The organism is Bradyrhizobium diazoefficiens (assembly GCF_016616885.1).
Lineage (GTDB): Bacteria > Pseudomonadota > Alphaproteobacteria > Rhizobiales > Xanthobacteraceae > Bradyrhizobium > Bradyrhizobium diazoefficiens_F.
Map to the genome: position 1 here is coordinate 5379308 of NZ_CP067102.1, position 24548 is coordinate 5403855.

A 24548-nucleotide genomic window follows, 5' to 3' on the forward strand; every position below is an offset into this window, starting at 1 on the left:
CGGTTGTTAGCACCAGGCGTTAGTAAAGCAACATCACCGACATCCACGCAGCCAGCGACGTGCAAAGACCAATTCCGAGATAAGGCAATACAAGGCGCATCGGCTTTCCCCTCCGAAACGCGAAATATGGATCAGTATCGCATGCCGTTCGGCCGACCACTACGAATCTAGGGTTGCACCTCGGTGCTTGGGTACTCGCTCAAGCGCGCGCTATTCCGGATCAGGAACATTGAACCTTCCATCAGTCCATGTAGACTGATCTTTACCGGGGTTTTGCATCATCCCCCCTGGGGCTGGTAAGCCGCCGCCCGCGAGCCATTTAAGCGGGCGGCGTTTTTGCTTCTGAAAAACGAAAGGCTGCCCCCCACCAAGTTCGTTTGCACCGAATGGGTCATTCTCTTGTCGTCGCCCTGGAGGAGAACGACCGCGTGATCGATCACGGTTCCGAGCGGATCCTTGATCACTGCGCCCGCCGACAGCAGGCGACCATGGTCTTGCCACGGCGTTCGCCCCTATTCGACCGTCACCGATTTGGCCAGATTTCGCGGCTGGTCCACATCGGTGCCCATGATCACAGCCGTATGATAAGCGAGCAACTGGATCGGAACGGCATAGACTATCGGCGCGAAGGTCGGTGCCATGTCAGGCAGCAATACTGTGACCAAGGGGTCGACGGCTGCTTCCGCCGCACCTTTGGCATCCGTGATCAGAATGATCTTGCCGCCGCGCGCTACGACCTCTTGCATGTTCGACACGGTCTTTTCGAACACGCCGTCGAACGGCGCGATAACCACGACGGGCATGTCCTCATCGATCAGAGCGATCGGGCCATGCTTGAGTTCGCCTGCGGCATAGCCCTCGGCATGGATATAGGAGATTTCCTTCAGCTTCAGCGCGCCTTCCAGCGCGAGCGGATAGCTGGTGCCGCGCCCCAGATAAAGGACGTCACGCGATTTTGCGATATAGCGAGCCAGCTTCTCGATCTGCGGCTCGCTGGCAAGAGCGGCAGCCATCAACCGCGGAACTTCAATCAGCCCCCTGACGAGCTTTTTCTCCTCGCTCACGCAGATCTCGCCACGCGCTGCTCCCGCGGCGATCGCGAAGGCGGCGAGCGTCATCAACTGGCAGGTGAAGGCTTTAGTGGAGGCAACGCCGATTTCCGGGCCGGCCAGGGTCGGCAGCACCGTTTCACTTTCGCGCGCAATGGTCGAGGTCGGCACGTTCACGACAGAGACGGTGTGAGCCCCCTTCTCCTTGGCGTAGCGAAGTGCAGCCAGCGTGTCGGCGGTTTCGCCCGATTGCGAGATGAAGACCGCGAGGTCGCCCTTGCAGAGTGGCGCTTCGCGATAGCGGAATTCGGAGGCGATATCGACATCAACAGGGATATGTGCAAGCCGTTCGAACCAATACTTTGCGATCGCCCCGGCATAACTTGCGGTGCCGCAGGCCGTGATCGTAACACGCCTGACGTCGCTGAAATCGAACGGCAGCTTGATCGGCAGCGCCGCCCGCTCGGCTCTCATATCCACATAGTGGGCGAGTGTGCGCCCGACGACGTCCGGCTGTTCGCAAATCTCCTTGGCCATGAAATGGCGATAGTTGGCCTTGTCGGCGACGAACGACGCCCCACCCGATTCGAGCACCTCGCGCGTAACGACCGCGCCATCCGCGTCCCGGATCACCCCTCTCTCGCGCGACAGCACCACCCAGTCACCGTCTTCCAGATAGCTGATGCCCTGGGCAAACGGAGCGAGGGCAATCGCATCAGAACCGAGATAGTTCTCGCCGTTGCCATAACCAACCGCTAGCGGCGACCCCCTGCGCGCTCCGATCAGAAGATCGCGATATCCCTTGAAAAGAAACACCAGCGCAAAGGCGCCGCGCAGCTGCGGCAACGACGCCTTAACGGCTTCCTGAGGCGAATAGCCCATCAGCAAGTAGGAATGAACGAGGTGTACGACGACTTCGCTATCTGTGTCGCTCGCGAATTTCGCGCCCTTCGCTTCGAGCGCTTGGCGCAATTTCCGAAAGTTCTCGATGATGCCGTTATGAACCACCGCAACGCGTTCGGTCGCGTGTGGATGCGCATTGTACTCTGTCGGCTTGCCATGCGTAGCCCAGCGCGTGTGACCGATTCCGGCGTCCCCACCCAGTGGTTCGGCACGCAGCAGCACTTCCAGGTTCTTGAGCTTACCTTCGGCGCGTCGGCGCTCGAGATGCCCCTCATCGAGGGTGGCCACCCCCGTCGAGTCGTACCCCCGATACTCGAGGCGCCGAAGCGCATCGATCAATCGGCCCGATACCGCAGTTTGTCCCAGAATGCCGATAATCCCGCACATCTGTCAGATCTCTCGCTTTCGCCGACAATCACCAAATGCACGCGCGCAATGATCCATCATCGTCGATTGGCGCAAATTGGGGCGGTCGAATCGGGAGAATTGCAGCAACAAACGCGGGGTACTCCGCTTGAACGAGCGAATGCCGCAAGCGCGGCTTCAATGGTTGTTGCCCGGGAGCAGGTGCGAACGCGTGCGAGTGAACCAGCAGAGCAAGCCCTCCGCCGTTGCTATAACGCCGGTGCAAAGAGATCGCGGCCCCGGCGGGGGGCTTATTTGCAGGAAAGCCGGGGCCGCCGAACACGTCGAAGTGGGCGGCACTTGCGACGCAACGTGACTCTAGACCGCAAGACGCAATTGTCCATGTCAACCATGGGAATCCGGTTCGACGTTGAGGTACTCAACAATGATCATGGACCTCGAATGGCAGCTCGTCTTAGTTCCATTCCGGGACGCTACCGCGACGTCCGCTTGGTTTTGTCCCGGGGATGCACTCGTTTTCCGGAAACGCCAATGCCTCGCTATTTTTTCCACGTTCACGACGGCGGTTCAGTACCCGACGACCTCGGCTTGAATCTCCCCGACATCGACGCCGCGCAGACAGCGGCCATTGAGTTGAGTCACGAGATCCTCCGAAGCGAGCTCGTTGGGCCATTTCAGGACTATCCGTCCTGGCGGATCGAGGTGAGCGACAGTCCTGAAATGAGCAGTCTGCCACTGTTTGTCCTTCACTTTTCGGTCACGCGATAGCCTGCAGCTGATGTTGTCGAACCCCGCTAGCGTCGGGTTATTCACGATCGAATGTCAGTGGGCCTCGGCAGCTCAGCTGCCCGCGCACGGAGCGACCGAACGCACGATCGGCCATCAGCGCTCTCCACTCATTCAGATTCCGTCGACTTGCCGGGAGCGCCACGATCATTCTGCGAAATGGCAAAGGCCGCGAGCTCCGTCCGATTGCTGATCTCCAGCTTCTGGAAGATATGGTGAAGATGGACTTTGACCGTGCCGTCGGCAGTGTTCAAGCGGCGTCCAATTTGCTTGTTTGATAGTCCTTCCGAAACCAGGCGCATAATCTGACGCTCTCGGTCCGTCAGCACGGCCAACGCATTGTCCGAGCTCACCCCGTGACCCGCCGGGACGACCTGATCCATTGAGGGCTGCGGCACGATTCTTTCACCGCTCGCGATTTGCCGCAGGGATTGCACCAGCGCTTCGGGTAAGGTCTCCTTCAGGATCACGCTGCAGCCATCGAGCGCGTCCGGCAAGACGAGCTCGTAGCCTTCCAAAGGGATAAAAAACACCAAGCGAGTCGAGCGATCGCCTGGGTTAGGGGCCGAGGAGCTCGGTGCGATCAGCTCGGGCATTGTTGAATCGAGAATCGCGATGTCGGGCGCCAGGCTCTCGATCGCTTGCGCGCAACTTGCAGCGTCGCCACAAGATGCAACAATTTCAAAATCGCGTTCCGCGCCGAGCACGCTGCTCAGACCCAGCAAGACCACCGGATGCCGGCTTGCGATCACTATCCTCGTGCAAATCATTGGGCTTCCCAGCCAGTCGCCCCCGATGTCAACGTTCACCCACCTGTCCTTGTTTCACTTCTCTCCTGGCCCACGGACGCAGCCGATAGCTTACCGCAGACCCACGATCAGTGTCCCGGGGCGCCTCGCCCGTAACATTCCGGAGCGAGCGGCGCCACATTGCATTATCGCGAGTCGCGCTTCCGCAACGACAACTCGAAAACATGAATTTTCTACTTCTGGATGTTCCGTCGACAGATCTCCGGGAAATCGTGCGCCCCCGCGACGTCTCAGGCCGACGCACGACTCCAAAGATTCACGCAATGTGTGGAAACATTTGCACGTTAACTCATCTGCAGATTGCGCCAATTGCGTTTCAGGACGCCGATCGATTCCGCAAGTGCACCTATAACTAACGATATATATAGAAATCGGAAATTCAGTTTAACGTCCCTACAACCTTAACAAACGATTAAGGCCGGAAACTTGCCAAAGAAAGGCAGAAGTTGGAAGGACACAGCCGAGGTAGCACGAAAGGGTTGTGCGCCGAACAAGAGCGATCAACTGAACGGCCTGTTGGGAGGCAGGCAAACTGACTGATCGGTGCAGATCGTTGTGACCTCATGCAGATCGTTTTGACTCCCTAATGTTTCGTACAGTCGTGTCATTGCGTAGCGTATGTCGCTGGAGGGTAAAATGCCGAGGCGTCAATCTTACGAAACCATTCTTATTGGAAAAAACATTTTGGTCAGAGAGGGAATTTCACGGATCCTACATGCTGCAAATTTCCGGATCGTGCTGTCCGCTTCGACCGCCGATGAACTCCCAAGCGAACTTCAAGCACATCAACTGCTGTTTCTCATCATACACAACGGCGACAGTTTCGATGTCGCACTGGAGCAGATACGCTTCGTCAGAGGTCGCTATCCTGTTGCTCGGATCGCAGTCGTATCGGATCATTATCGCCCGGATGAACTTGTCTCGGCATATCGAGCTGGTGCGAGCGGCTATTTCGTGAACGTCAATTCCTGCGATGCCTTCATCAAATCCATCGAACTCGTGACGATGGGCGAGGCTGTCTTTCCTCCCGCATTTCTGTCGTTCGCGCTTGACGGCGTTCTTGAGCGCGAAGCAGCGCCAACCGACCAGGTCAAGCATGACATCAAGGACGTCGAGCATGGCATCATGCTCACCACGGAAGAGCCGGTTGCGCCACATCTTTCTCCGCGCGAGAAGGCGATCCTGTCTTGCTTGATCGAGGGCAGTTCGAACAAGTCCATCGCCCGAAAGATCGACATAGCTGAGGCGACTGTCAAAGTTCACGTCAAGGCGATCCTGCGCAAGATCCGGGTCCAGAACCGGACGCAGGCTGCGATCTGGGGAATGAACAATGGGTCACTGGTGCACCCCGCAAATGGACACACCGTCCCCTCGATTGTTCCTCAACCCTCGGGCCTCGGCACCCTGCGATTCGATCGCCGAGATCATGACAATCGAGGTCCCGGCATCACCAAGCTCGATTAGTGGACGTTGGACGTTGGACCGCGCCTACCACCTTCGACAAGAGGTAAAGGACCAATCCCGCGGTACGGCAACCGTCGCGCAGTTCGCAATCTTCTCGAAACGCCACAGCGGCCACGCTGCGTGGCGTTTTTTTTCGTGCATATCTCGGCCGCCCTGATCCGCAGCGGACTGATCGTGCCTGGCTTTATCGCGCTCGAACGCGCCGACCAGGAGATAGCGGGCTCATCGATACGAACAGAGGCGTCACGGTCAAAGCCCCGCCGCTGGCTCATTGGGAGTAAGGCAGATGGGAGGTCTTCCGACCCAGAAGGACATCGAGTGCCGCGCATATCGGCTGTGGGAGCAAGCCGCGATGCCTAAGGGGCGAGACCAAGAGTTCTATTTGGAAGCGGAGCAGCAGCTGAAGAAAGAGCTGCTCCGCGACGAACCGTTGGTTGCCGGTACTGAGCGTTGAAACCCAGACCGGAGAAGACGTGGAAACTTCCAGAAGTTCAACTCAGCAACCGGACCGTGCTGCGCTCGCGGTTTCGGATACTGACGATCGTGGCGCGGCATTTCCGCGCCACGGCATGTCGTTGTCGCGGTAGCAGCCGATATTGTTGCGCGCTCCGCTCGCTGGCCTGATGTGCCGGCAGCCGACATTCGTGGCTCGATGTGTTGAGACGGCTCACACCAGGATGGGCGGCGTTCGGCTTACAGCGACGCCATTGCCAGACACGGTCGACGACTTGCGCGTCCAGTCACGGGACGATCTATCGGCCTCCAGAGTTTGTACCACGATAGCCGTCGGGATTCTTACATTGCCAGCGCCAATGGTCCGCGCACATTTCTTCTAGTGATCGCACCGATTTCCAGCCCAACTCCCTTTCCGCAAACGTGGCATCGGCAAAACAGACGGCGACATCACCGGCCCGGCGCCTGTCAATTTCAAATGGAACTGACCTGCCGCTCACGGCTTCAAATGTCCGAACAACGTCCAGAACGCTGCTGCCATTGCCCGTTCCGAAGTTCGCCGTAAGGAGTCCAGACCGCTTCAGGTTATTCAAGACACTCAGATGGCCAGAAGCAAGATCCACGACGTGAATGAAGTCGCGGATCCCAGTGCCATCCGGCGTATCGTAGTCGTTTCCCCAAACCCTCAGCTTCTTTCGTTTTCCGACCGCCACTTGCGCGACAAATGGCAGCAGATTGTTCGGAACGCCCTTCGGGTCTTCACCGATCAGCCCGCTTTCATGTGCGCCAACCGGATTGAAATATCGGAGAATCCCAATCCGCCAATCATTGTCGGACCGATAGAGGTCCTTGAGCATTTCCTCGATGAAGAGCTTGGTACGGCCGTACGGGTTTGTCGGACTGAGAGGGTGATGCTCGTCGAGCGGCAGGTAGGTAGGTACACCATAGACGGTGGCGGACGAGCTAAAGACGAGCGTCTTTACATTTGCCCTGTTCATCGCCGAAACGAGGCGCATGGTTCCGAGCAGGTTGTTTTCATAGTAGGTCATTGGCCTAATGCTGGAGTCGGCCACCGCCTTCAGGCCTGCAAGATGGATAACCGCAGTTGCTTCATACGCACAAAGTGTTTCGTAGATGGCCTCTTCATCCAGAATGTCGACGTGCCGAAAGACGAGGGATCGCCCGCAGATGAGTTGGACCCGCTCAAGAGAAGCCTTGTTGCTGTTTGAGAGATTGTCGACCACGACGACATCGAAGCCGGCGTCCAGTAAGGCAATGCACACATGGGACCCGATATAGCCCGCGCCTCCAGTCAAAAGAATCATCTTGGCATTTCCTGTGTTTGCACAACCGGCCTTGGTCTTCCTGCGCATCCACCATCTTTGTTCTCAGAACTCGACCGCGATAGCAGATGCCGCGAGGCGACTGCGGCAAGAGGCTTCGTCGCAGGCCGCCTGGAGCTCAATGCGAGGGGTATCAGTTCCTCAGCCTTGCCTGGCTCCTCACGTTTCCAGCTGACTTCTCACCACCGCTGAGTGCAACGACGCCGAGGGATTACCTCCTTTGGCTGCGCTTGCCGAATGGGAAAGCAGTCGAGCTGAGACCCAGGATCACAATGCCGGTCTTCAAGAATGATGGATTGGAGGTCCTGGCATTTATGCTCGATGTGGAGCAGGACATCATCTGGCAGATAGGCGTTTGTCTCAACGACGAGGAACGTCGACGCGCCCAGGGTTTGGGACCGCCGCCGCTTCGTTGCTGCCCGCGGGCAGCTGCGCCGGGTCCTCGCTTCCAAACTGGGAATTTCGCCGTCCGACGTCGAACTCGAGTATGGGCGGCTGGGCAACCCCCAGCTCTCGCACCGCATGCCTGCGAGCGATTTGCGCTTCAGCTTTTCACGATCCGCAGATGTGGCGGTCATAGCTCGCGACCGGGCAAGAGGTCGGAGTGGACATCGAGGCAGTTCTTCCTTCGCCCGAAGCGGACGAGATCGCAGCGCTCTGCTTTTCCGCCTCCGAGTACGAGTCCTACACCGCCCTTGGTCCGGAACACCGGCTGGAAGGCTTCCTCCAGCGCTGGAGCCGGCTGGAGGCTCTCTGCAAGGCCCTGGGGTGCGGCTTGGGACCGCGCAGGTCCTGCAAAATGGCGGAGTATCGAATACCGAAGGCCTGCCTGTCGACGTCGGAGATCTACCGCGACCTTCCCCGGCGGCTCAAACAGCGACGAGATCTACCTTCGCGATAACCGCCGCCTAGCCACCCAGTTGCAGGGCCTGGAGAGGCGCATAGCGCGCGGTGGACAGGGACAGCATCGATCAGCCCCCGGCTCGAAAGGCGACTCGGCGAACGCTGCAGAACACAAAACAGATTGGGACCCTGGGACCCAGCGTGCTCGATGGTGGGCCAGTCCGTCCCTGAGGGGATGATGAGCAAAATCTAGACCTCTGCCTGTCACTGTCTGATGTGCTACTGCTGGCGACCATTCGTCAAAAGATCTTCCTTGTCGCGACGCTTGATCAGCGAAAGCGCTGCCCGTGCGTCCTCGACATAGCTGTCCCAGAACTTTTTCGGCACGTCGTCGCTTCGCCATGCCCGTTTTGCGGCGAAGGTCGTTGGATCCGGAAGCCTTGATTGCTGCGACTCGTAAATGCGACGTCCAGCTTCTTCGACGATGCGGTCGCTGAGCCATTTACTCACGAAGACCTCGCCGGTTCTCGTCGCTGGAACAGCCGTGAAGTTTTTCACGAAGCCGGTGGCGACAACAAGAGGACTAAGGGGGTACCTCTTTGAAGGGATCGCCGCCGCAAGGACAGCGAGGAATGGGCGCTAGATACTGAGTGCAATATCGATCGCAGGCGGGTAACCAACGCCAAGCGCTGCCGTACGCGCTCGTACGTTCGGTGACATCATCCAACTTCATGTCGAAGATATGGATGGGTGCGCCGAGGAGCGGCGCGATGAAATGATTTGGAGGCCAATGTCCGCGTGTTCGTGATCGAAACCATGGAGTTTGGGCAACAAGAATTCGGTGGCCGTCTGTACGCGTGGCCATGTTTCGGCCTTGCCTAGTGGTACGCGCCATGTCATTTTTCGGGTTGGAGAGCAAACCGACCATCGCCAGATCGAGGTCGCCAGCCTCAGCCTCGATCTCTCGCGCGAAACGGCGCTTCAAAACTGATGGAGTTTGGGCAACAAAAATTCAGCGGCGAAGTGCAGTAACGATCCTTATTTGCCTTTCCGGGGGTTAAGATGGGTTTCGAGGCCGGATTCCCCATGCGCTACACCGACATCGCAATTATCGGCGGCGGCCTTGCCGGCTCGACTGCGGCCGCAATGCTCGGGCGGGCCGGGATTCCGACCCTCATGATCGATCCGCACGAGACTTATCCGTTCGACTTCCGCGTCGAAAAGCTCAGCGGGGACAGCCAGCTGGCGCGGTTTGAGCGGACTGGGCTGGCGGATCCGGTATTGGGCGCGGCGACCCATGATGGCGAGAACTGGATCGCGCGATTCGGCTATCTGCTTCACAAGTCGCCGAGCCGCCAATACGGGATCATGTATAACGCGCTGATCATGGCGATCCGGGCTGAAATCACGGCGCCCGCCGAACAGCTCTGCGCCAAGGTCGTCGAGGTCACAACCAGCGGCGAGCGGCAAAGGCTGACGTTGTCCGACGGCACCATGATCTCGGCACGGCTGGTCGTGCTCGCCAACGGCCTCAATATCGGTCTGCGCCGCATGCTCGGCATCGAGCGCGAAACCATCAGCGCCTGCCATTCGATTTCGATCGGCTTCGACATAGCGCCGGTCGGCAGGCGGAAGTTCGATTTTCCGGCAATGACCTATTTCTCGGAGCGGCCGAGCGACCGCATCCCCTACATAACCCTGTTTCCGGTCGGCTCCCGGATGCGGGCCAATCTCTTTACTTACCGCGCCGCCGACGATCCATGGCTGCGCCAGATGCGGCACGCCCCGGTCGAGACGCTGAACGCGGCGCTGCCACGGTTGGCGCGGATTATCGGCACATTCACGGTCTCTGACGATATCCGTGTCCGCCCGGCTGATCTCTATGTCAGCACCAATTATCACCAGCCGGGCATCGTGCTGGTCGGCGACGCCTTTGCTAGCACCTGCCCGGTCACCGGCACGGGCATCGACAAGGTGTTCACTGACGTCTCACAGCTCTGCAACGTCCATATACCCTCCTGGCTCGCCAGCGAGGGTATGGGCGAGACGAAGATCGCGACCTTCTACGACGATCCCGTCAAGCAGGCCTGCGATGCATGGTCGATGTCCATGGCGCTCAGCTTACGCTCGGTCTCGATCGACGCGGGCCTATACTGGCGGGCTCGACGCTGGGCACGCGTCCTGTTTTGGCTCGGCGAAGGCGCGTTGCGGCGCCTTGGCGGCAACCTCGACCGGGCCACGATGCCGGACCCGCTGGCCGACACCCACGTGCCGTTCCACCGCGTGATCGACGGCTTCATGGCGCGGACCGGCGACGGCCAGAAAAAGCAACTCGCAGCCCACCGCCTTCCATCCCGCGTTCACTCCTCGTCGTCATCGTCCTCGTCGTCGTCCTCATCATAGTCATCGGCCTGACCGGCCGAAACAAGCTTCCAGACATAGTCGCCAATTCCGTGTCGTCAATTGGCGGCAGCGGCGAGCGCCCGCAGCAGGGCGACGTGCACCTATCAATCGTGCCTCATCTGCATCGTGATCTGCCGGCCCGTGACGGACGCAGAGCGCGCGCGGTTGCACCGCTGCGTCCACATTCCGTGCCAAAGCCGGCGGTCACAGGCCCATGAGTATGGTTGGGATTATGCAGGTTTGCGGAGAAGCGGCGCGCTGAGTCAGAAACCAAACCGCAAACTCGCAGATCAGCAATTCAGTAAGGCGGGCCGCCGCTTACAAACTAGGTCTTGCGGCATCAAACAACCTGCGCCGTTGGATGTGCTGAGGGCGACTTCCGGGTCGACGCTTTCTTTGTCGCTAGTTTGAAGACCTCGCTTGTATGGGACAGTTCTTCTTGACTAGCAGGAATATCCAGAATGAACGTCTCATAACCAGCCACGACATAGAGAGCAAGTTCATTGGAAACTGTCTCATAGTCACCGACCAGATACGGGCAAAACGTCTTGTAGTTTTCAAACGGCACGAGCCAGTACGGCGTTTCATCGATATTCGATTCGGCCGCAACCTCGGAAAGTTGTTTGTGCCATGAGGAATCTGACACCTTCATGGCCAGCTTGTGGGTCAGCTGACCCTTCTTGTCCGTTGGGAAGCGTTCGTGCGCAATCCGCCAAGCCTCGTCGGCGCTGGCGCGGGTGATGATCCCCACACGCACGCCTGAGCCCACACATTCTTGCGAATTTGCCTGCTCGTAATCTCGGGCCGGTTTAGGGTATTTCACAGCCGTGGCGCCCAACGCCTTGGCAGCCAAAAGACCTGCCTCGGATGAACCTGATACGAACACGCCGGGAAGCAACGGCGCAGGGAGCGACGGCGTCATCTTGAGATTCCGGATAGTGTAGAACTCTCCTTCATAAGTGACCGGGCCAGAGTTTCCCAACAGCTGTTGAATGATGCTGGTGTACTCGATCAGCCTGGCATACCGCTTGTCATGCGGGGTCGTATCGTTGAGGGCTAGCAGATCCGTGGTGAACCCGCCCGCGACCATGTTCAGGAAGATACGACGTTCGTACAAATGCGCGAGAGAACTCACGATTTTGGCGACGGCATACGGATGCATGTAGGCAGGCTGCACTGCCACGAGTGGACAAAGCTCCTTGGTATTTTGCAAAATGACCTGAGAAACAAGCCAGGGATCGACCAGGGAGTTGTCGGTATAGACGAGAATTCCCTTACATCCGCATTCTTCGCTCCAGCGCGCGACTGCTTTTACCTCATCGACGTACCGCTCCCGCGAAACCTGAATGGATTGCGGACACGTGCAAAACACTTCAACCTGAACTTCAGATACGGTGTCAATCATCACACCCTCCCCCAGGAATTCACCCGTTCGGGAAAGACGATGCCAAACGTGGGACGCGCCATGGTAACCGATGCACGTCGCCATAAGTCTGCTAATCAGGACTACCCAATTCGGTCGCACCAGCAGTCCTCGAACTGACCGACGTCGCCGGGCAGCCTAGGCGAGGCCCTTACGGCATCAGTGTTGCGTCACCGTCGAACGGACTGGCGTACCAGGCGTTCTCGTCTGCAAGGATCCGAACCAGGGCCTCATCCGCCGTCTTGTAGATGAGCGGATCAGTTGGGTACTTCCTGACATATGGATTCCAACGCATCAGAATCTGCCTGATATGTCTGGGCAGGCCAATCACCTCAAAGAGATAATCGCCTGAGGCAACGGCATTCGAATAGACTGCCTCCAACAATGTCTCCGTCACGCTGGGATCGTCTTGCTCCACCAGGATGTCCGCAAGCATCGACCGTCGCATACCGGTTTCGCGGTCAATTGTGTGGAGCACAATGGCGTAACCCACCAGGCGTTCAAACCGATGGCAGCAGAGCACAGCAACTGTTGAAGAGCTACCCGGTAGCGTGAAGTGCCATCTGAGGGAAGCGGGACTTCGATCTGCGAACAGACGAGGCGTCTCGGTCAATTTGCGCTGCCACAGGGCTTCAAACTCGTCCCCGATGTCTTTCACCTCGATTTCCCTTACTCCGAATCTATTCGTACGGCGGCTCCGGGGTCCACGCCGAAGAGCATCCGCTCGCAAGACCGGCGAGCCGAGGGTCCCAACCGCTGCCATTCCGCTCCCCAGGCCGAACTTCGCTGCGAGCGCTTTCGAAAACTGGTGAGCATCCAGGACCCAGAAAAGCACCTTGTCGTAGTCGTGCTGAGCCAGGGCCTTTGCGCGAAGGGCCTTCAATTGGCTTGCCGCTGATGCGGACGTGTGTGTCGTCACAAAGAGGTCAACATCTCGTTGCCGGTAGAACGAAGCCAGCAGGACGATACAGCGCGCGCGGTATGCTGGTTCGATCACCAGCCCTGCAGCGGTCGCAGCCACCAGCGTTCGGCCTCCAAATTGGTAGAGCAGCGGGACGTTTCCCTGGTATCCAACAATTCCTTGCGCTGTTTCCAGCACCCAACCCATGCTGAGTTGCGATTTGCCGACGGCCAGCGCAGGATTTTGCTTCCAGAGCCGGCACCAGTTCTCCCGGCTGTCTTTCGCGAGTCCCCCGCGCTCCTTCAGTCTTGCGACACTTTCGAAGTCCGAAAACCGGACCTCCCGCTGCTTCGCGGGGATTGGCACATCTTTGTGGAAGTCAGCCGAGCCGGCTTGCCTCGCTGCCGGGCGCTGCCGGCTTTTCAGGAGCCAAAGCAAGATGTCAGCAGCGTGATACTTGGCGCGCGTCATGGTTTGAAACCTGGTGTGTTCACGCATCTGCCAACCGATCCCCAACCTTGAGCGCTTCTTGAGGCGGAATGCAAATTCTTCCCGAAACATCTGCGGCACCAGGATCCATCCGCCCGCGCACGCAACCTCGACGCCTCCACGTCTCTCCGCGTCAACCGTGCCTGGCGGCGCACCGACCCGCATTCCTGTCAACCGCGCCTTGACAATCCCGAGTGTCGAATGTCCACGGGTGATCGAAACGGAAAAAAGTTCGACGCCGGCGATCGTTCAGGGTTCCATCTGTAGGATGTGCATGCAATTGTCAGCTCCGTCGGTCCATAGAGGTTTTCGAGAATGCTGTTTGGCGCGGCCCTTAACCACGCGTCGGCGCAGCTGACAGGCAGCGGCTCACCACAGAACAGGCTCAGTCTGAGGGATGGGAACGCGCCCGGCTTCAGCAGACCCAATTCCTTCATGAGTGAAACCATCGAGGGGACCGAGAACCAGATTGTCAGCCCATTGCTGCGAATGAATTGTCCCGGATTGATCAATGTCTTTTGCGAAGGACAGCACACACACGCTCCCCGCTCCCAGGACACAAACATGTCGAAGACAGAGAGATCAAAGGTCAAATCGAACATCTGCGACACGATATCTCGTTCCGTAACCTCGAGCCGATCTGCAATGTAGTCGACGAACGAAGTGACATTCCGGTGCGAAACCATGACTCCCTTCGGCGCACCCGTGCTACCCGACGTGAAAAGCAGATAAGCAATTGCGTCCCCGTCCGGCGTCGGCTCGCTCCAGCCAGTGCACTCCTCAAGATCCCCGGAGCCCAAAAAAATATGCTGGGGCCATCTTTCACGATAACGCCGTGGGTCCTCGAGATCAGGGGCTAACCCGTCGCGATATGGCCATGCGCAAGTCCACCAAAGATTCTTTGTCAGGGGCAATACTCAAATCCGGGCGCTTCCCTTGAGCCCATCCAGTAGTCCGCCAGCGCAGCCAGACTTGCCGACACCAGCCATGGAGCATCTAGCTGACAATGATCCGACCGTACAATGATCCGACAAAGAGTGGATGATCCAGAACTAGCATCCCGCCTGGAGCTTATAAGCATAAGAAATGATTTCGGGCAGTACATCCTCGAACTATTCCGGCTGTTACATCCATGAGGTACGCTGTTCCGGGTACGCTTATTGCTATTCCGGGTTACACCCGTGCCGGACCAATGCAAGCAAGCTAGAATGGGACCCTAGAATTGAGGACTCGAAGCTGGGAGATAGATAGTAAGGGTCCCTGCTCTCGACGTCGCGAAGGATCGCGCAGCGATGGTTGAGAAACGGCCGCGAATGGACGGCAAGTCTATAACCTGTCGCAGAATGACGTGGTCGGTGGCGAGATCGCGTGATGCGCCTCTTCTGCGCCTGTCGTTATGCTAACCGTCGTGAGGGGAAGCTCCAGTTTCGACTTCGGCAGGTCAAGAAACCATTCGTATCATTAGCTTCAGCGGATACTGCATCGCGACGGTTATACGCTTATGCGAAGGTAGGTGTACCATGAAGTACGTCGATTTGCTCAAAAGCCAATATGAGTCATTTCCTTATCCTACTAATACGTTAAGCAATGGCGGGTACCGAGAACTTGTCAATCTCGCGAAGTTGCTTCGTTTAGATTGCGGGTACCACCTCCAACGAAAGCGAATTCTTGATGCGGGTACCGGCACTGGCTTGCGATTGTTGGAACTCGCCGCAGCGTTTCCGGAGAACGATTATGTTGGGATTGACTATTCGGAAAACTCGATTGCTTGCGCGGAACGTGCAAAGAAAGCATTCCCTGGGACGCGAGTTTCATTTCGGGTCGGAGATATCATGGCCGCAGATTTGCAAGGAGAACCGTTCGATGTGATTTTGTGCATGGGTGTACTACATCATCTACAACGACCTGCCGAAGCGATTGATCGACTGTCCCAACTTCTCACCAGCCGCGGTGTGCTATTCTTTTACGTATATGGAGAATACGGTTCTGGAGAGAGGATGCGCAGGAAGAGGTTATTGAGTCACCTTCACAGCCAAGACGAATTGGGGCAAAAAATCGAGTCTGCAAAACGCCTCGGATTCACAGAGTTCCCGTATGGATGGTCGATTCAAGATCCAACGGATGTCGATCCCATGATTGTCGACGCGTATGTCAACCAGTACGAAGTCTTGTACACGCTCGAAACCATCGGGAAAATGGTTTCAAACAGTTTTACAGCATGCGTACCTTATGGCTTTACACTGGAGCGAAATGGGCTGTTGGTGGAATCGAGACTCAATGCCAACTTTACAATGCCGGTCGCACGCACCGATCCGCGAAGCAAACTCAATTCGCCGGCGCTCGAAGAGGTATACGCCAAACTGCCTAAGCGCCAGCAACTGCTCGTGCTTGAGGATTTGTATGCTCCAGGAGGTTACACAATGCTGGCACACAACGGAGGATTTCTTGAGGAGATCAGCCGGCCTGACCGGCTTACTTCGAACGCTTGGCAATGACCGCCTTCACGACTTTTTCGTAGCGGTTGCACATCCCGATTATGTCGCCTGAAATGCATACCCATCGATCGGACGCATAGAACAAACTACGAGTTGTTCGCGGAAAATGGAGGTCGCCGCAAGCGAGTTCTATCAGGGCATCTATTTCACCGCGTTCGATGCTCCTGGTCACGGCGACGCCCTGGCTAGAGCGAGCACAAGATTACTGACGCTGCATCAATTGTTCCGATACGAACAGGCACAAAGGTCCGATGATCGTCATCTTCTCAGGGTCGAGATTCTCAAAATCGATTTCCCCAACGAAATGCTCACCCGCGGCCATCATCATTTCAACGAAAGCTAAGGAGTCCAGCACTCCCGACAGCAGCACGTCGTAGTCATCGGGAAGATTGTTCAAAGGGCCCTGCCCGCGATCCCTCAGCTTGCGGTTAAGAAAGTCTGCGAGAAACACGCGGACATTGTCTGGTGTCGGACGGTTCATGAGGGATCTCCCAGGATCGCCAGCAAAGCCTTGCGGTCGAATTTGCCGTTGACGTTGCGAGGCAGCTTGCTCAGGACATGCCACCTTTTGGGAACCATATAGTCCGGAAGCCTAGAGGCAACTGCACTTCGGAGCCGATCGACATCTACCGACTGCCCTTCAATAAACACATCGATGCCGCCATAGCCGCTTAAAGTAGCAGGCCAGCCGATTGCTACGACGCCATCCCTGCCGGAGGTCTGCCGTACGACCGCTTCGACCTCCCCAAGTTCAACCCTGTGCCCCTGTATTTTCACCTGAGAGTCCATGCGCCCAAGATGCGTGAGGGGACCATTGCCTGCGGGCCGACGAACACGATCTCCAGTGCGGTAAAAAATATCGTTCCTTCCGGGAGGAACGACGAAGGCCGCACTGGTTTTGTCGGAATCCCTCCAATATCCGAGCGACATTTGCGGGCCGTTCATAAGGAGTTCACCCTCCGCGCCCGGATTCACTTCATTCAAATCTTTGTCGGCAACGAGAACGTTCATCCCTCGATATGGAAATCCGATCGGCACGATGCCCAGTTCTGACTCGGCCGGCGATCGTTCAGGGTTCCATCTGTAGGATGTGCATGCAATTGTCAGCTCCGTCGGTCCATAGAGGTTTTCGAGAATGCTGTTTGGCGCGGCCCTTAACCACGCGTCGGCGCAGCTGACAGGCAACGGCTCACCACAGAACAGGCTCAGTCTGAGGGATGGGAACGCGCCCGGCTTCAGCAGACCCAATTCCTTCATGAGTGAAACCATCGAGGGGACCGAGAACCAGATTGTCAGCCCATTGCTGCGAATGAATTGTCCCGGATTGATCAATGTCTTTTGCGAAGGACAGCACACACACGCTCCCCGCTCCCAGGACACAAACATGTCGAAGACAGAGAGATCAAAGGTCAAATCGAACATCTGCGATACGATATCTCGTTCCGTAACCTCGAGCCGATCTGCAATGTAGTCGACGAACGAAGTGACATTCCGGTGCGAAACCATGACTCCCTTCGGCGCACCCGTGCTACCCGACGTGAAAAGCAGATAAGCAATTGCGTCCCCGTCCGGCGTCGGCTCGCTCCAGCCAGTGCACTCCTCGAGATCCCCGGAGCCCAAAAAAATATGCTGGGGCCATCTTTCACGATAACGCCGTGGGTCCTCGAGATCAGGGGCTACGAGGAGCAGCCTCCCAATATTCTCGTCCAAGAGAGCATCTAGCTGGGGCAACGACTCCGCATCTACGATGATCGAGCGACACTGCGAGTGTTGAAACATTAGCCGCGTTCTCGTGAACGGAAACGTGCGGTTCAGCGGCACATAGCCATTTCCAGCCAGGAGGGCCCCAAGCACCCCCGTGAACGCTGTTGCGCTACGCTGCGCAAATACAGCGGTCAGAGGCGCACATGAATCCTCCTGATGAGCCTGAATGCTAGCGGCTATTCGGATGGCGGTTTCCTGAAGCTGCCGGTAGGAAAGCGACGTGCCGTGCACGATAACCGCAGGGCGTTCGGGAAACCGCTCTGCTGACCGCATGAATCCCATCCACAATCCCCGTTGCGGTACGGCCATGCGCGACTCCAATGAGAATTCTTTGTCAGGAGGAATCAAATCCGGGCGCCCAGTCCCTGCCTTCAGCCCATCCAGCAATCCACCAGAGCAGTCAGATGTGCCAACGCCAGCCATGGAGCACCTAGCGAACAATGATCCGACAAAGGGTGAATGATCCAGAGCCACGCCGCCTGGGGTTATAAGTATAAAAATGCTATTCTGGGCTACCCCCGTGGGGGGCCGGAAATGCAAGCAAGCTAAAATAGAAGCCTGGAATTGAGGACTCGAAACTGGGCGACGCAAGGGCCCCTGCTCGACGCATCGGAGATCGCGCAGCAATGGTTGAGAAACGGCCGTGCACGGGCGACAAATCGACAACCTGTCGCGGCAATGATGTGGTCCGTTGCGAGATCGCATGATGCGCCCTCCGCTCGCATGAGTCGCAGGAAGCTGCCGTGGGTAATCAGAAAGGGTCCACACATGGGTCGTTTTCCCGATATAGTTCCGTACATGGGCCGAAGCGACGATCAGAGGCGCCGAAAAAAGGCGTGTCCGCCAGAAGGACACTTGTGTGTGACCAGTCATCCGGACTTTTCGTCGGATCTTCCGCGATCATTGCAGCTGGGTCCTTCGGGCTTTCCGTCGCAGCGCGTTTGCGGTCCTCTGGCGTTGAACGGTCCTCTGATATTGAACGGTCCTATGGCGTTGAACGAGAAAGACGCCATGCGTGAGACGGTCATCGATGTCAGCCTGGAGAACTTGAAGAGCATTGCGTGGCTTGAAACCTTGTGGAAGGAGCTCGAAGCGCGGGTGAGTCACTCGTTCTTTTTGTCTTGGCTCTGGATCGGCACTTGGCTACGGCATATCCCGGATGGCGCGCAACCACGCGTCCTCGTCGCTCGGTCGTCAAGCAAGATCGTTGGCTTGGCGATTATTTGCCAGCGGAGAGCGTGGAGTCTCGCGCCGCACGCGCGGACCCGTTGGCTTCTCAATGAAACAGGAGACGCTCGTTTCGACCGATTGTTCATCGAGTACAATACTATTCTTGCAGAGCAATCCGATGCCGTTATACCGGCAGGTCTCGACGCGTTAACGTCCTGCTTGCGGCGCTCGGATCAATTAGTGCTCTCCGGAATTGATTCGGACCTTGAGTTGGCCGCTTCTCGCGCCGCAAGCCGGGTTGGACTCGTCACCGAGGTGAAGCAGGCCGGTCCGGCACCGTGGGTTGATTTCGCCAAAGTCCGCCATCAAGGGGCGAATTATCGCGCCACATTGGGCCGCAGTACTCGCCAAGCTGTGAGCCGTGCCATGCGGTTGTATGCCGAACGCGGCCCCGTTGAACACCGGATCATGGAAACGACAACGGAGGCGCTCGCCGCGTTCGATTTGCTGAGCGAGTTTCATCGGTCGCGATGGGGACGCAGAGGCGCCTTCGCCAATCCGGGCTTCCGTCCGTTTCACGAGGAGTTAATTGCGCGCGGTGTCCCCATCGGGGCCGTTCGCATCTCGCGGACGTTGGCTGGGGACCAGACAATTGGGGTCTTGTACAATTTCGTGCACGACGGCCGTGTCCTTAACTACCAATGCGGCTTTCTCTATGAGAGCGATAGTCGGCTCAAGCCCGGGCTTGTTAGCCATGTGCTGTCTATTGAGGACAGCATCGCACGCGGGGAATGCGGCTACGATTTCCTGGCTGGTCCCGGCGGGCACAAGTCCCATCTGGCTAATAGCGAGCATGCCCTGAAGTGGATCGTAATCGGCAGAGACAGTCCAGAGCGCCGCATCGAGGCCAAGCTCCGCGGTACCAAGCGGATGCTGCGAACGATTGCTACGAATCTTAGAAAAAGGAAGCTGCCGCTCGGTATTCCGTATTTGGGGGCTAGTTCCTAGACGATCGATTTGGGGACCAAGGAGAGTGTGGCATGTCTACACCATGCGATGTGACCGTGACCATTGTCGTGCTGGCCCCTGAGGCTGTCGAAGCCCGTTCCCAAACTATCGGAGGCAATCCGTCGGATCGAGCTTGGTCTAATAGAAAGCAGTTGTGATGGCTTCTCGGATCAGAGCCTGTGAACAGAACGAGAGGGAGAATGGTCGTTCCTCTGGAGGAATTGGAGCGGAAGTGATGTTCCGTCCCGATGACCAGGCTGTCGCGCATTCACAACTGAGCGCTTTCAGACAATGGTGTGAGGCCCGGACAGGGCAGGACCTGCCTGATCATGCCGCGATGGACCGCTTTTCGGTGGAGGAGTTCCGCAGCTTCTGGCGCCTCTTCGTAGAGTGGTGCGACCTGCCTCGGGAGGGTGCAGTCGAGCCGGTCTGTGTCGGCGATGTCTGCGAGACCGCCCGCTTTTTCCCGAATCTCCATCTCAACTACGCCGAGTGCCTCCTCGCCGGCAGTCCCGACCAGCCGGTCCTGACGGCCTGTCACGCCGGCGGCAGCCGCGACCGGTTTACGCGAGGCGCACTGCGCGTCGCGGTCGCCCGGTTGGCGACGTCGCTGCAGCAACTGGGTGTGCGCCGTGGCGATAATGTCGCTGCGATCGCACGCAACAATGCCGAGGCGGTCCTCGCCGCCCTGGCTACCGCTGCCCTCGGCGCGACCTTCGCCAGCTGCGCGCCGGACATGGGCGTTCCCGCCATCCTCGCGCGCTTCGTGCCTCTCGAGCCGACGGTGCTGCTCGGTTGTCTTCGGGCAGAGCCATGGGATCTGGGCGTCCCCGTCGCCGAGCGCGTCGCCGAAGCCGCAGCCGGCCTGCCGGGCCTTGCTGCGATCATCGCGCTGGACAACGGCTCACTTCCCGCCGGCGAGAGGACGGTGCCCCTGCACAGGCTTGCCGATCTGCTCCGTGATGCCGTTGGTGGCGAGGACCGGCCGGGCTGGCTGCGCCATTCGTTCAACCAGCCCCTGTTCACGATGTTCTCCTCCGGCACCACCGGCCCGCCGAAATGCATCCAGCACGGTGCCGGCGGCACCTTGCTGGAGCATGTAAAGGAGCACCGGTTGCACTGCGATCTCGCCCCCGGCGACAGGCTGTTCTTCCAGACCTCCTGCGGTTGGATGATGTGGAACTGGGAGCTCTCCGCGCTCGCCTCCGGCGTGGAGCTCGTTCTCTACGATGGGCCGCTCGAGGGGCCGGATACGTTCTGGCGGATCGTTGCCGAGGAACGAGTGACCGTGTTCGGCACCAATCCTGCCTATCTGGACTTTTGCGAGAAGGCAGGCTTGTCCCCGGGCCGGGTGTTCGATCTTTCTGCCTTGCGGGCCGTGCTCTCCACCGGCTCCATCCTGTATCCCCGCCAGTACGACTGGGTCGGCGGTCAGGTAAAAGCGATGATGCCGCTGCAGTCGATCTCCGGTGGCACTGACATCATCGGCTGCTTTGTCCTGGGCAATCCGAACCTGCCAGTCCATCGCGGCGAGGCACAGTGCCGAAGCCTCGGCCTCGATGTTCGCTCGCTGCCGCGTGATGATCCGGAGGCGCGGATCGGCGAGTTGGTCTGCGCCAACCCGTTCCCCTCGCGCCCCCTTGGTTTTCACGGTGATACCGATGGCACGCGCTTCCATGCCGCCTATTTCGCCCAGAACCCAGGCTTCTGGACGCATGGCGATCTGATCGAGGCCACGCCCCACGGTGGTTGGCGGCTGCATGGCCGTTCCGACGGGGTCCTCAATGTGCGCGGCATCCGCATCGGCACCGCGGAGATCTACCGCATTCTCGCGGACATCGAGGAGATCCGCGAGGCGATGGCGGTCGAGCAGCAGGCCGAGCAGGAGCCCGGCGGCTCGCGCATGGTTCTTCTGGTCGTGCTGCGCGAGGGCTTGGTGCTCGACAACATGCTGGCCAAGCACATCCGCTCGGAGCTTGCGCGCTGCGGCTCGCCGGCCTTCGTGCCGGCGCGCATCGCACAAGTCGCGGCGCTTCCTGTCACCTTCAGCGGCAAGCGATCTGAGGCGGCGGCGCGGGACGCGGTGAATGGCCGCTCTGTACGGAACCGTGATGCCATGCAAAACCCGGAATGCCTCGAAGCGATTGCCAAGCATCCAGTTCTCCGGGCGCCTGCGGCCAGCAGGACATCACGAGCATCGGCGCGGGGCCGCGGGGAGATTTCGGACGACGGGCTAAGGGGGGAGTTGCAGGCGATCTGCGAGCGCGTGCTGGGCGTCTCGCCCATCGGCTGGTCTGATAATCTTCTCGACTTCGGCGCGGACTCGCTGGCAGTGGTGAACCTGCTGCTCGAGATCGAGGGTTATGCTGGGCATCCCCTGCCCCTCTCAGCCTTGCTGTCGGCACCGTCGATCGATGGCGTTGCCACGGCCCTGTCCCTCGGCGCGGAGGCGATAACGACGGCACAGCAAACTGGGCGGTCGGGGCCGCATCTCCGTACCGTGGATCCGGACGATTGGGAGCCGGTCTGCCGCTTCCTCGAAGAAACCTTCCGCGAGTCCGGCATCAAGGCCGCCACCTGGCGCCGGCTATTCGACCATCGCTGGACCGATTACGGACGCGGCTTCGTGCTTCTCGACGACAACGCAGTCGTCGGCTTCGTTGGCGCTATCGCCGTGCCGCGGCAGGTAAATGGGAAGGCAGCGCTCGTCTGCAACGTCTCCTCCTGGGCCGTGCACGCGAAGTACCGCGGCTGGGGCATGGCTTTGATCGCCGAGGCGCTGCGGGACGAGAGCCTCACCTACACGGCATTCACCCCCAACCCGACCGCTTGGGCCGCCCTTCTGGCGCAGCGCTTCAAGCCGCTGGACTCGCACAGGATCGTCATGCCGCCAATGCTGCAGGCGGAGACGCTGTTCCGGCCGAACCGACCGGTCATCAACTTCGATCCGATCTCGGTCCGCGAGAGACTAACTGGTCAGCAACGACAAATCTTCGACGATCACGCGCCGTATGATTGCCTGCAACTCACCGTCAGCGACGGCTCCGATCATGCTTATTTGGTGGTCAAGCGCCGTACGCACCGGCTCAATACGAGCCGACTGGGAGGACTGGCGGGAGTTCTACCCGTGCGGATTCCCTATTCGGACATCCTGCATTGCAGTGCACCGGAGCTGCTGTCGCGGCATCTCGAGCGCGTCAAGCTGGCGATCCTGCGCCGGCAGCGGACGGCGGTGCTCGTCGCGGAGGCGAGCCTCTTTCCGGTCCGGCCACGGGGCGTGCTGGTCCCGCTGCGCACCTGTTACCGCTCCCCGCTGCTCGCGGCCGGCGACCTCGACAGGCTGTATTCAGAGATTGTGCTCTTGCCCATCTGAGAGCATGTGCCCCCTCGTGCTGCGCCGAGGATCACGATTTGGGATGAGTATGGTTGGTACGTCAGATCTGTCGGTAGCGATCGTTGGGGCAGGCCCTTCGGCCTCTCCGTCGCAGCGCATTTGCGGTCCAGTGGCCTGCCGTTTCGGATCTTTTGTCACTCCGATGCATCGCTGGCGGGCGCACATGTCGGTGGGCATGTTTCTGACGTCAGAATGGGACGCCTCGGACCTTCCCGATCCGGCCGGGCGCCACACCTTGCAGCAATTCTGCGCAGTGGCAGGGCTTCTGCGAAAATGCGCCGATTCCTGTCGATACGTTCACCAGATACTTGATGTCATTTCAGCGAGGAGCGCGCCCAAGTGAATCCTGTTCTGAAAAGTTGCCTGTTCTACGGGGCGGGTCGAGTTGGACAACTGCCAGGGATTCGCACACTCTTCGCCGGGAGAGCAGTCATCATCGTGTATCATGAGATTCAGCGGGATTGTCAGTCCGAGTTGATGACCGGAACTTCAGTCTCGCTCTTTGAATATTCACTCAATTGGCTGCAGCGAGAAGGATGGTCCATCGTCAGCCTGGATGAATGTCTGCAGAAGCTGGCAACGCATGATCGATCGCGCCGCTATGCGGTTCTGACTTTCGACGACGGGTACCGGGATAATCTTTCCGTAGCGCTTCCGATCCTAGAGCAGAACAACGCGCCATTCATGATGTACGTTCCGACTGGCGCGCCTACACGATCCATGCAGTCATGGTGGTTGGCTTTGCGCAAACTATTTATCTCGAGAGAAAAGGTCACAATCGATGCATTGAGTCGCCAGTTCCACTGCCCTGATATTCGAAGCAAGATATCGGCATTTGCCGAGGTGATCCGCTGGGTTCATCAGGATTACCGGCGTGGCGCGACACTCACGCCGACGTTCAAAAGGAATGGGATATCTCTGGCGGCCTTGAATGATGAATATTTTCTGGACGAGCGCGAGCTTCGCATCCTTGCGCGTCATCCGCTCGCGTCAATCGGCGGCCACACAACGTCGCATCCGGCGCTTGCGACCCTGGACTACTCTTCGGCGCGAGCCGAGTTGGCCGATAACCGTAAGTATCTTGAGAATCTGCTTCAGTTGCCTATTCGGCACCTTGCATATCCGTATGGTACCCTCAGAGCGTGCGGCTCTCGTGAAGAGCAGCTCGCGAACGAAGTGGGCTTTCAAACTGCAGTAACGACACGACAACAGCAATTGCACGATCCCATCGTGAATCACTTTGCTCTTCCCAGAATTGGCGTTGACAGTCCTTCGGCCTTCAGGGCTCGAATGAGCGGCATCGTCGAGGCAGCGCAGGCGCTACGTTGCCCCGAAGCAGCGCGCACGACTTGAGATGCCTGACGTAGCGACCACTGGGGCAATGCCGATCGCTCGGCGGTCACTCGCAGATCTCGGCCGCAAAAGAACTGTCGAGTGGGCCGAGGGAGTTTCACCCTCAGCCCCTCACAGATCCCGGACGTGATA

18 protein-coding genes are annotated in these 24548 nt (G+C 58.6%); 9 read left to right on the plus strand and 9 right to left on the minus strand.

Annotation, left to right across the window (positions count from 1 at the left end; translation table 11 throughout):
- Positions 1–512: 512 nt before the first annotated feature.
- Positions 513–2339 carry a glutamine--fructose-6-phosphate transaminase (isomerizing) gene (gene glmS, locus JJC00_RS25295; RefSeq protein WP_200468600.1) on the minus strand — a complete coding sequence of 609 codons (1827 nt, stop codon included), beginning with the start codon at positions 2337–2339 and terminating at the stop codon, positions 513–515.
- A 510-nt stretch (positions 2340–2849) separates the two neighbouring features.
- Between glmS and JJC00_RS25300 the strand changes: the two genes are divergently transcribed.
- Entirely contained in the window at positions 2850–3086 is a 237-nt protein-coding gene (locus JJC00_RS25300; protein ID WP_200468601.1) for a DUF6894 family protein, read from the plus strand.
- 128 nt (positions 3087–3214) lie between these two features.
- Here the strand turns inward: JJC00_RS25300 and JJC00_RS25305 are convergent, their stop codons facing one another.
- Positions 3215–3913 carry a response regulator transcription factor gene (locus JJC00_RS25305; RefSeq protein WP_246773912.1) on the minus strand — a complete coding sequence of 233 codons (699 nt, stop codon included), beginning with the start codon at positions 3911–3913 and terminating at the stop codon, positions 3215–3217.
- A 636-nt stretch (positions 3914–4549) separates the two neighbouring features.
- Here JJC00_RS25305 and JJC00_RS25310 point away from each other — a divergent pair.
- Both JJC00_RS25310 and JJC00_RS25315 read left to right on the plus strand, forming a co-directional pair.
- The gene (locus JJC00_RS25310; RefSeq protein ID WP_200468602.1) at positions 4550–5377 is read left to right on the plus strand and encodes a LuxR C-terminal-related transcriptional regulator; all 828 of its coding nucleotides are present in this window, start codon (positions 4550–4552) and stop codon (positions 5375–5377) included.
- A 286-nt stretch (positions 5378–5663) separates the two neighbouring features.
- A complete protein-coding gene (locus tag JJC00_RS25315; protein WP_200468603.1) occupies positions 5664–5831 on the plus strand; it encodes a DUF2934 domain-containing protein in 168 nt (55 codons plus the stop codon).
- A 298-nt stretch (positions 5832–6129) separates the two neighbouring features.
- Here the strand turns inward: JJC00_RS25315 and galE are convergent, their stop codons facing one another.
- Positions 6130–7155, minus strand: coding sequence for a UDP-glucose 4-epimerase GalE (gene galE, locus JJC00_RS25320; RefSeq protein ID WP_200474233.1), 1026 nt, complete (start codon positions 7153–7155; stop codon positions 6130–6132).
- Between the two features lie 622 nt (positions 7156–7777).
- Here galE and JJC00_RS38280 point away from each other — a divergent pair.
- Positions 7778–8074: a 4'-phosphopantetheinyl transferase superfamily protein gene (locus JJC00_RS38280; protein WP_246773913.1), complete on the plus strand. Its 297-nt coding sequence runs from the start codon at positions 7778–7780 to the stop codon at positions 8072–8074.
- Between the two features lie 221 nt (positions 8075–8295).
- Here JJC00_RS38280 and JJC00_RS25330 read toward each other — a convergent pair whose 3' ends face one another.
- Positions 8296–8574 (minus strand): hypothetical protein, encoded by a 279-nt coding sequence (locus JJC00_RS25330; RefSeq protein WP_200468604.1) that lies wholly within the window; start codon positions 8572–8574, stop codon positions 8296–8298.
- 528 nt (positions 8575–9102) lie between these two features.
- On the opposite strand from JJC00_RS25330, the gene JJC00_RS25335 reads away from it, so the two are divergent.
- Positions 9103–10419, plus strand: a complete 1317-nt coding sequence (locus JJC00_RS25335) for an FAD-dependent oxidoreductase (protein ID WP_200468605.1) — start codon at positions 9103–9105, stop codon at positions 10417–10419.
- 340 nt (positions 10420–10759) lie between these two features.
- On the opposite strand, the gene JJC00_RS25340 is transcribed toward JJC00_RS25335, so the two are convergent.
- From JJC00_RS25340 to JJC00_RS39015, 3 genes are all read right to left on the minus strand, one after another.
- The gene (locus tag JJC00_RS25340) at positions 10760–11824 is read right to left on the minus strand and encodes an LLM class flavin-dependent oxidoreductase (protein WP_200468606.1); all 1065 of its coding nucleotides are present in this window, start codon (positions 11822–11824) and stop codon (positions 10760–10762) included.
- A 169-nt stretch (positions 11825–11993) separates the two neighbouring features.
- Entirely contained in the window at positions 11994–13313 is a 1320-nt protein-coding gene (locus tag JJC00_RS25345) for a hypothetical protein (protein ID WP_200468607.1), read from the minus strand.
- Positions 13314–13402: 89 nt separating this feature from the next.
- On the minus strand, positions 13403–14146 hold the full coding sequence (locus JJC00_RS39015; RefSeq protein WP_433996460.1) for an AMP-binding protein: 744 nt from the start codon (positions 14144–14146) through the stop codon (positions 13403–13405).
- 606 nt (positions 14147–14752) lie between these two features.
- Here JJC00_RS39015 and JJC00_RS25355 point away from each other — a divergent pair.
- Complete coding sequence (locus JJC00_RS25355) at positions 14753–15727, plus strand: class I SAM-dependent methyltransferase (protein WP_200468609.1); 975 nt, start codon at positions 14753–14755, stop codon at positions 15725–15727.
- 202 nt (positions 15728–15929) lie between these two features.
- Here the strand turns inward: JJC00_RS25355 and JJC00_RS25360 are convergent, their stop codons facing one another.
- Together JJC00_RS25360 and JJC00_RS25365 are read right to left on the minus strand one after the other, a co-directional pair.
- Positions 15930–16208 (minus strand): hypothetical protein, encoded by a 279-nt coding sequence (locus tag JJC00_RS25360; RefSeq protein ID WP_200468610.1) that lies wholly within the window; start codon positions 16206–16208, stop codon positions 15930–15932.
- Positions 16205–17800, minus strand: a complete 1596-nt coding sequence (locus JJC00_RS25365) for an AMP-binding protein (RefSeq protein WP_200468611.1) — start codon at positions 17798–17800, stop codon at positions 16205–16207. The genes JJC00_RS25360 and JJC00_RS25365 overlap by 4 nt, the downstream gene beginning before the upstream one ends.
- Before the next feature lie 702 nt (positions 17801–18502).
- On the opposite strand from JJC00_RS25365, the gene JJC00_RS25370 reads away from it, so the two are divergent.
- From JJC00_RS25370 to JJC00_RS25380, 3 genes are all read left to right on the plus strand, one after another.
- Positions 18503–19669 (plus strand): GNAT family N-acetyltransferase, encoded by a 1167-nt coding sequence (locus JJC00_RS25370; protein ID WP_246773914.1) that lies wholly within the window; start codon positions 18503–18505, stop codon positions 19667–19669.
- Between the two features lie 235 nt (positions 19670–19904).
- A complete protein-coding gene (locus JJC00_RS25375) occupies positions 19905–23042 on the plus strand; it encodes an acetoacetate--CoA ligase (RefSeq protein ID WP_200468612.1) in 3138 nt (1045 codons plus the stop codon).
- A gap of 360 nt (positions 23043–23402) precedes the next feature.
- Positions 23403–24416: a polysaccharide deacetylase family protein gene (locus JJC00_RS25380; protein ID WP_246773915.1), complete on the plus strand. Its 1014-nt coding sequence runs from the start codon at positions 23403–23405 to the stop codon at positions 24414–24416.
- Positions 24417–24548: the final 132 nt, after the last annotated feature.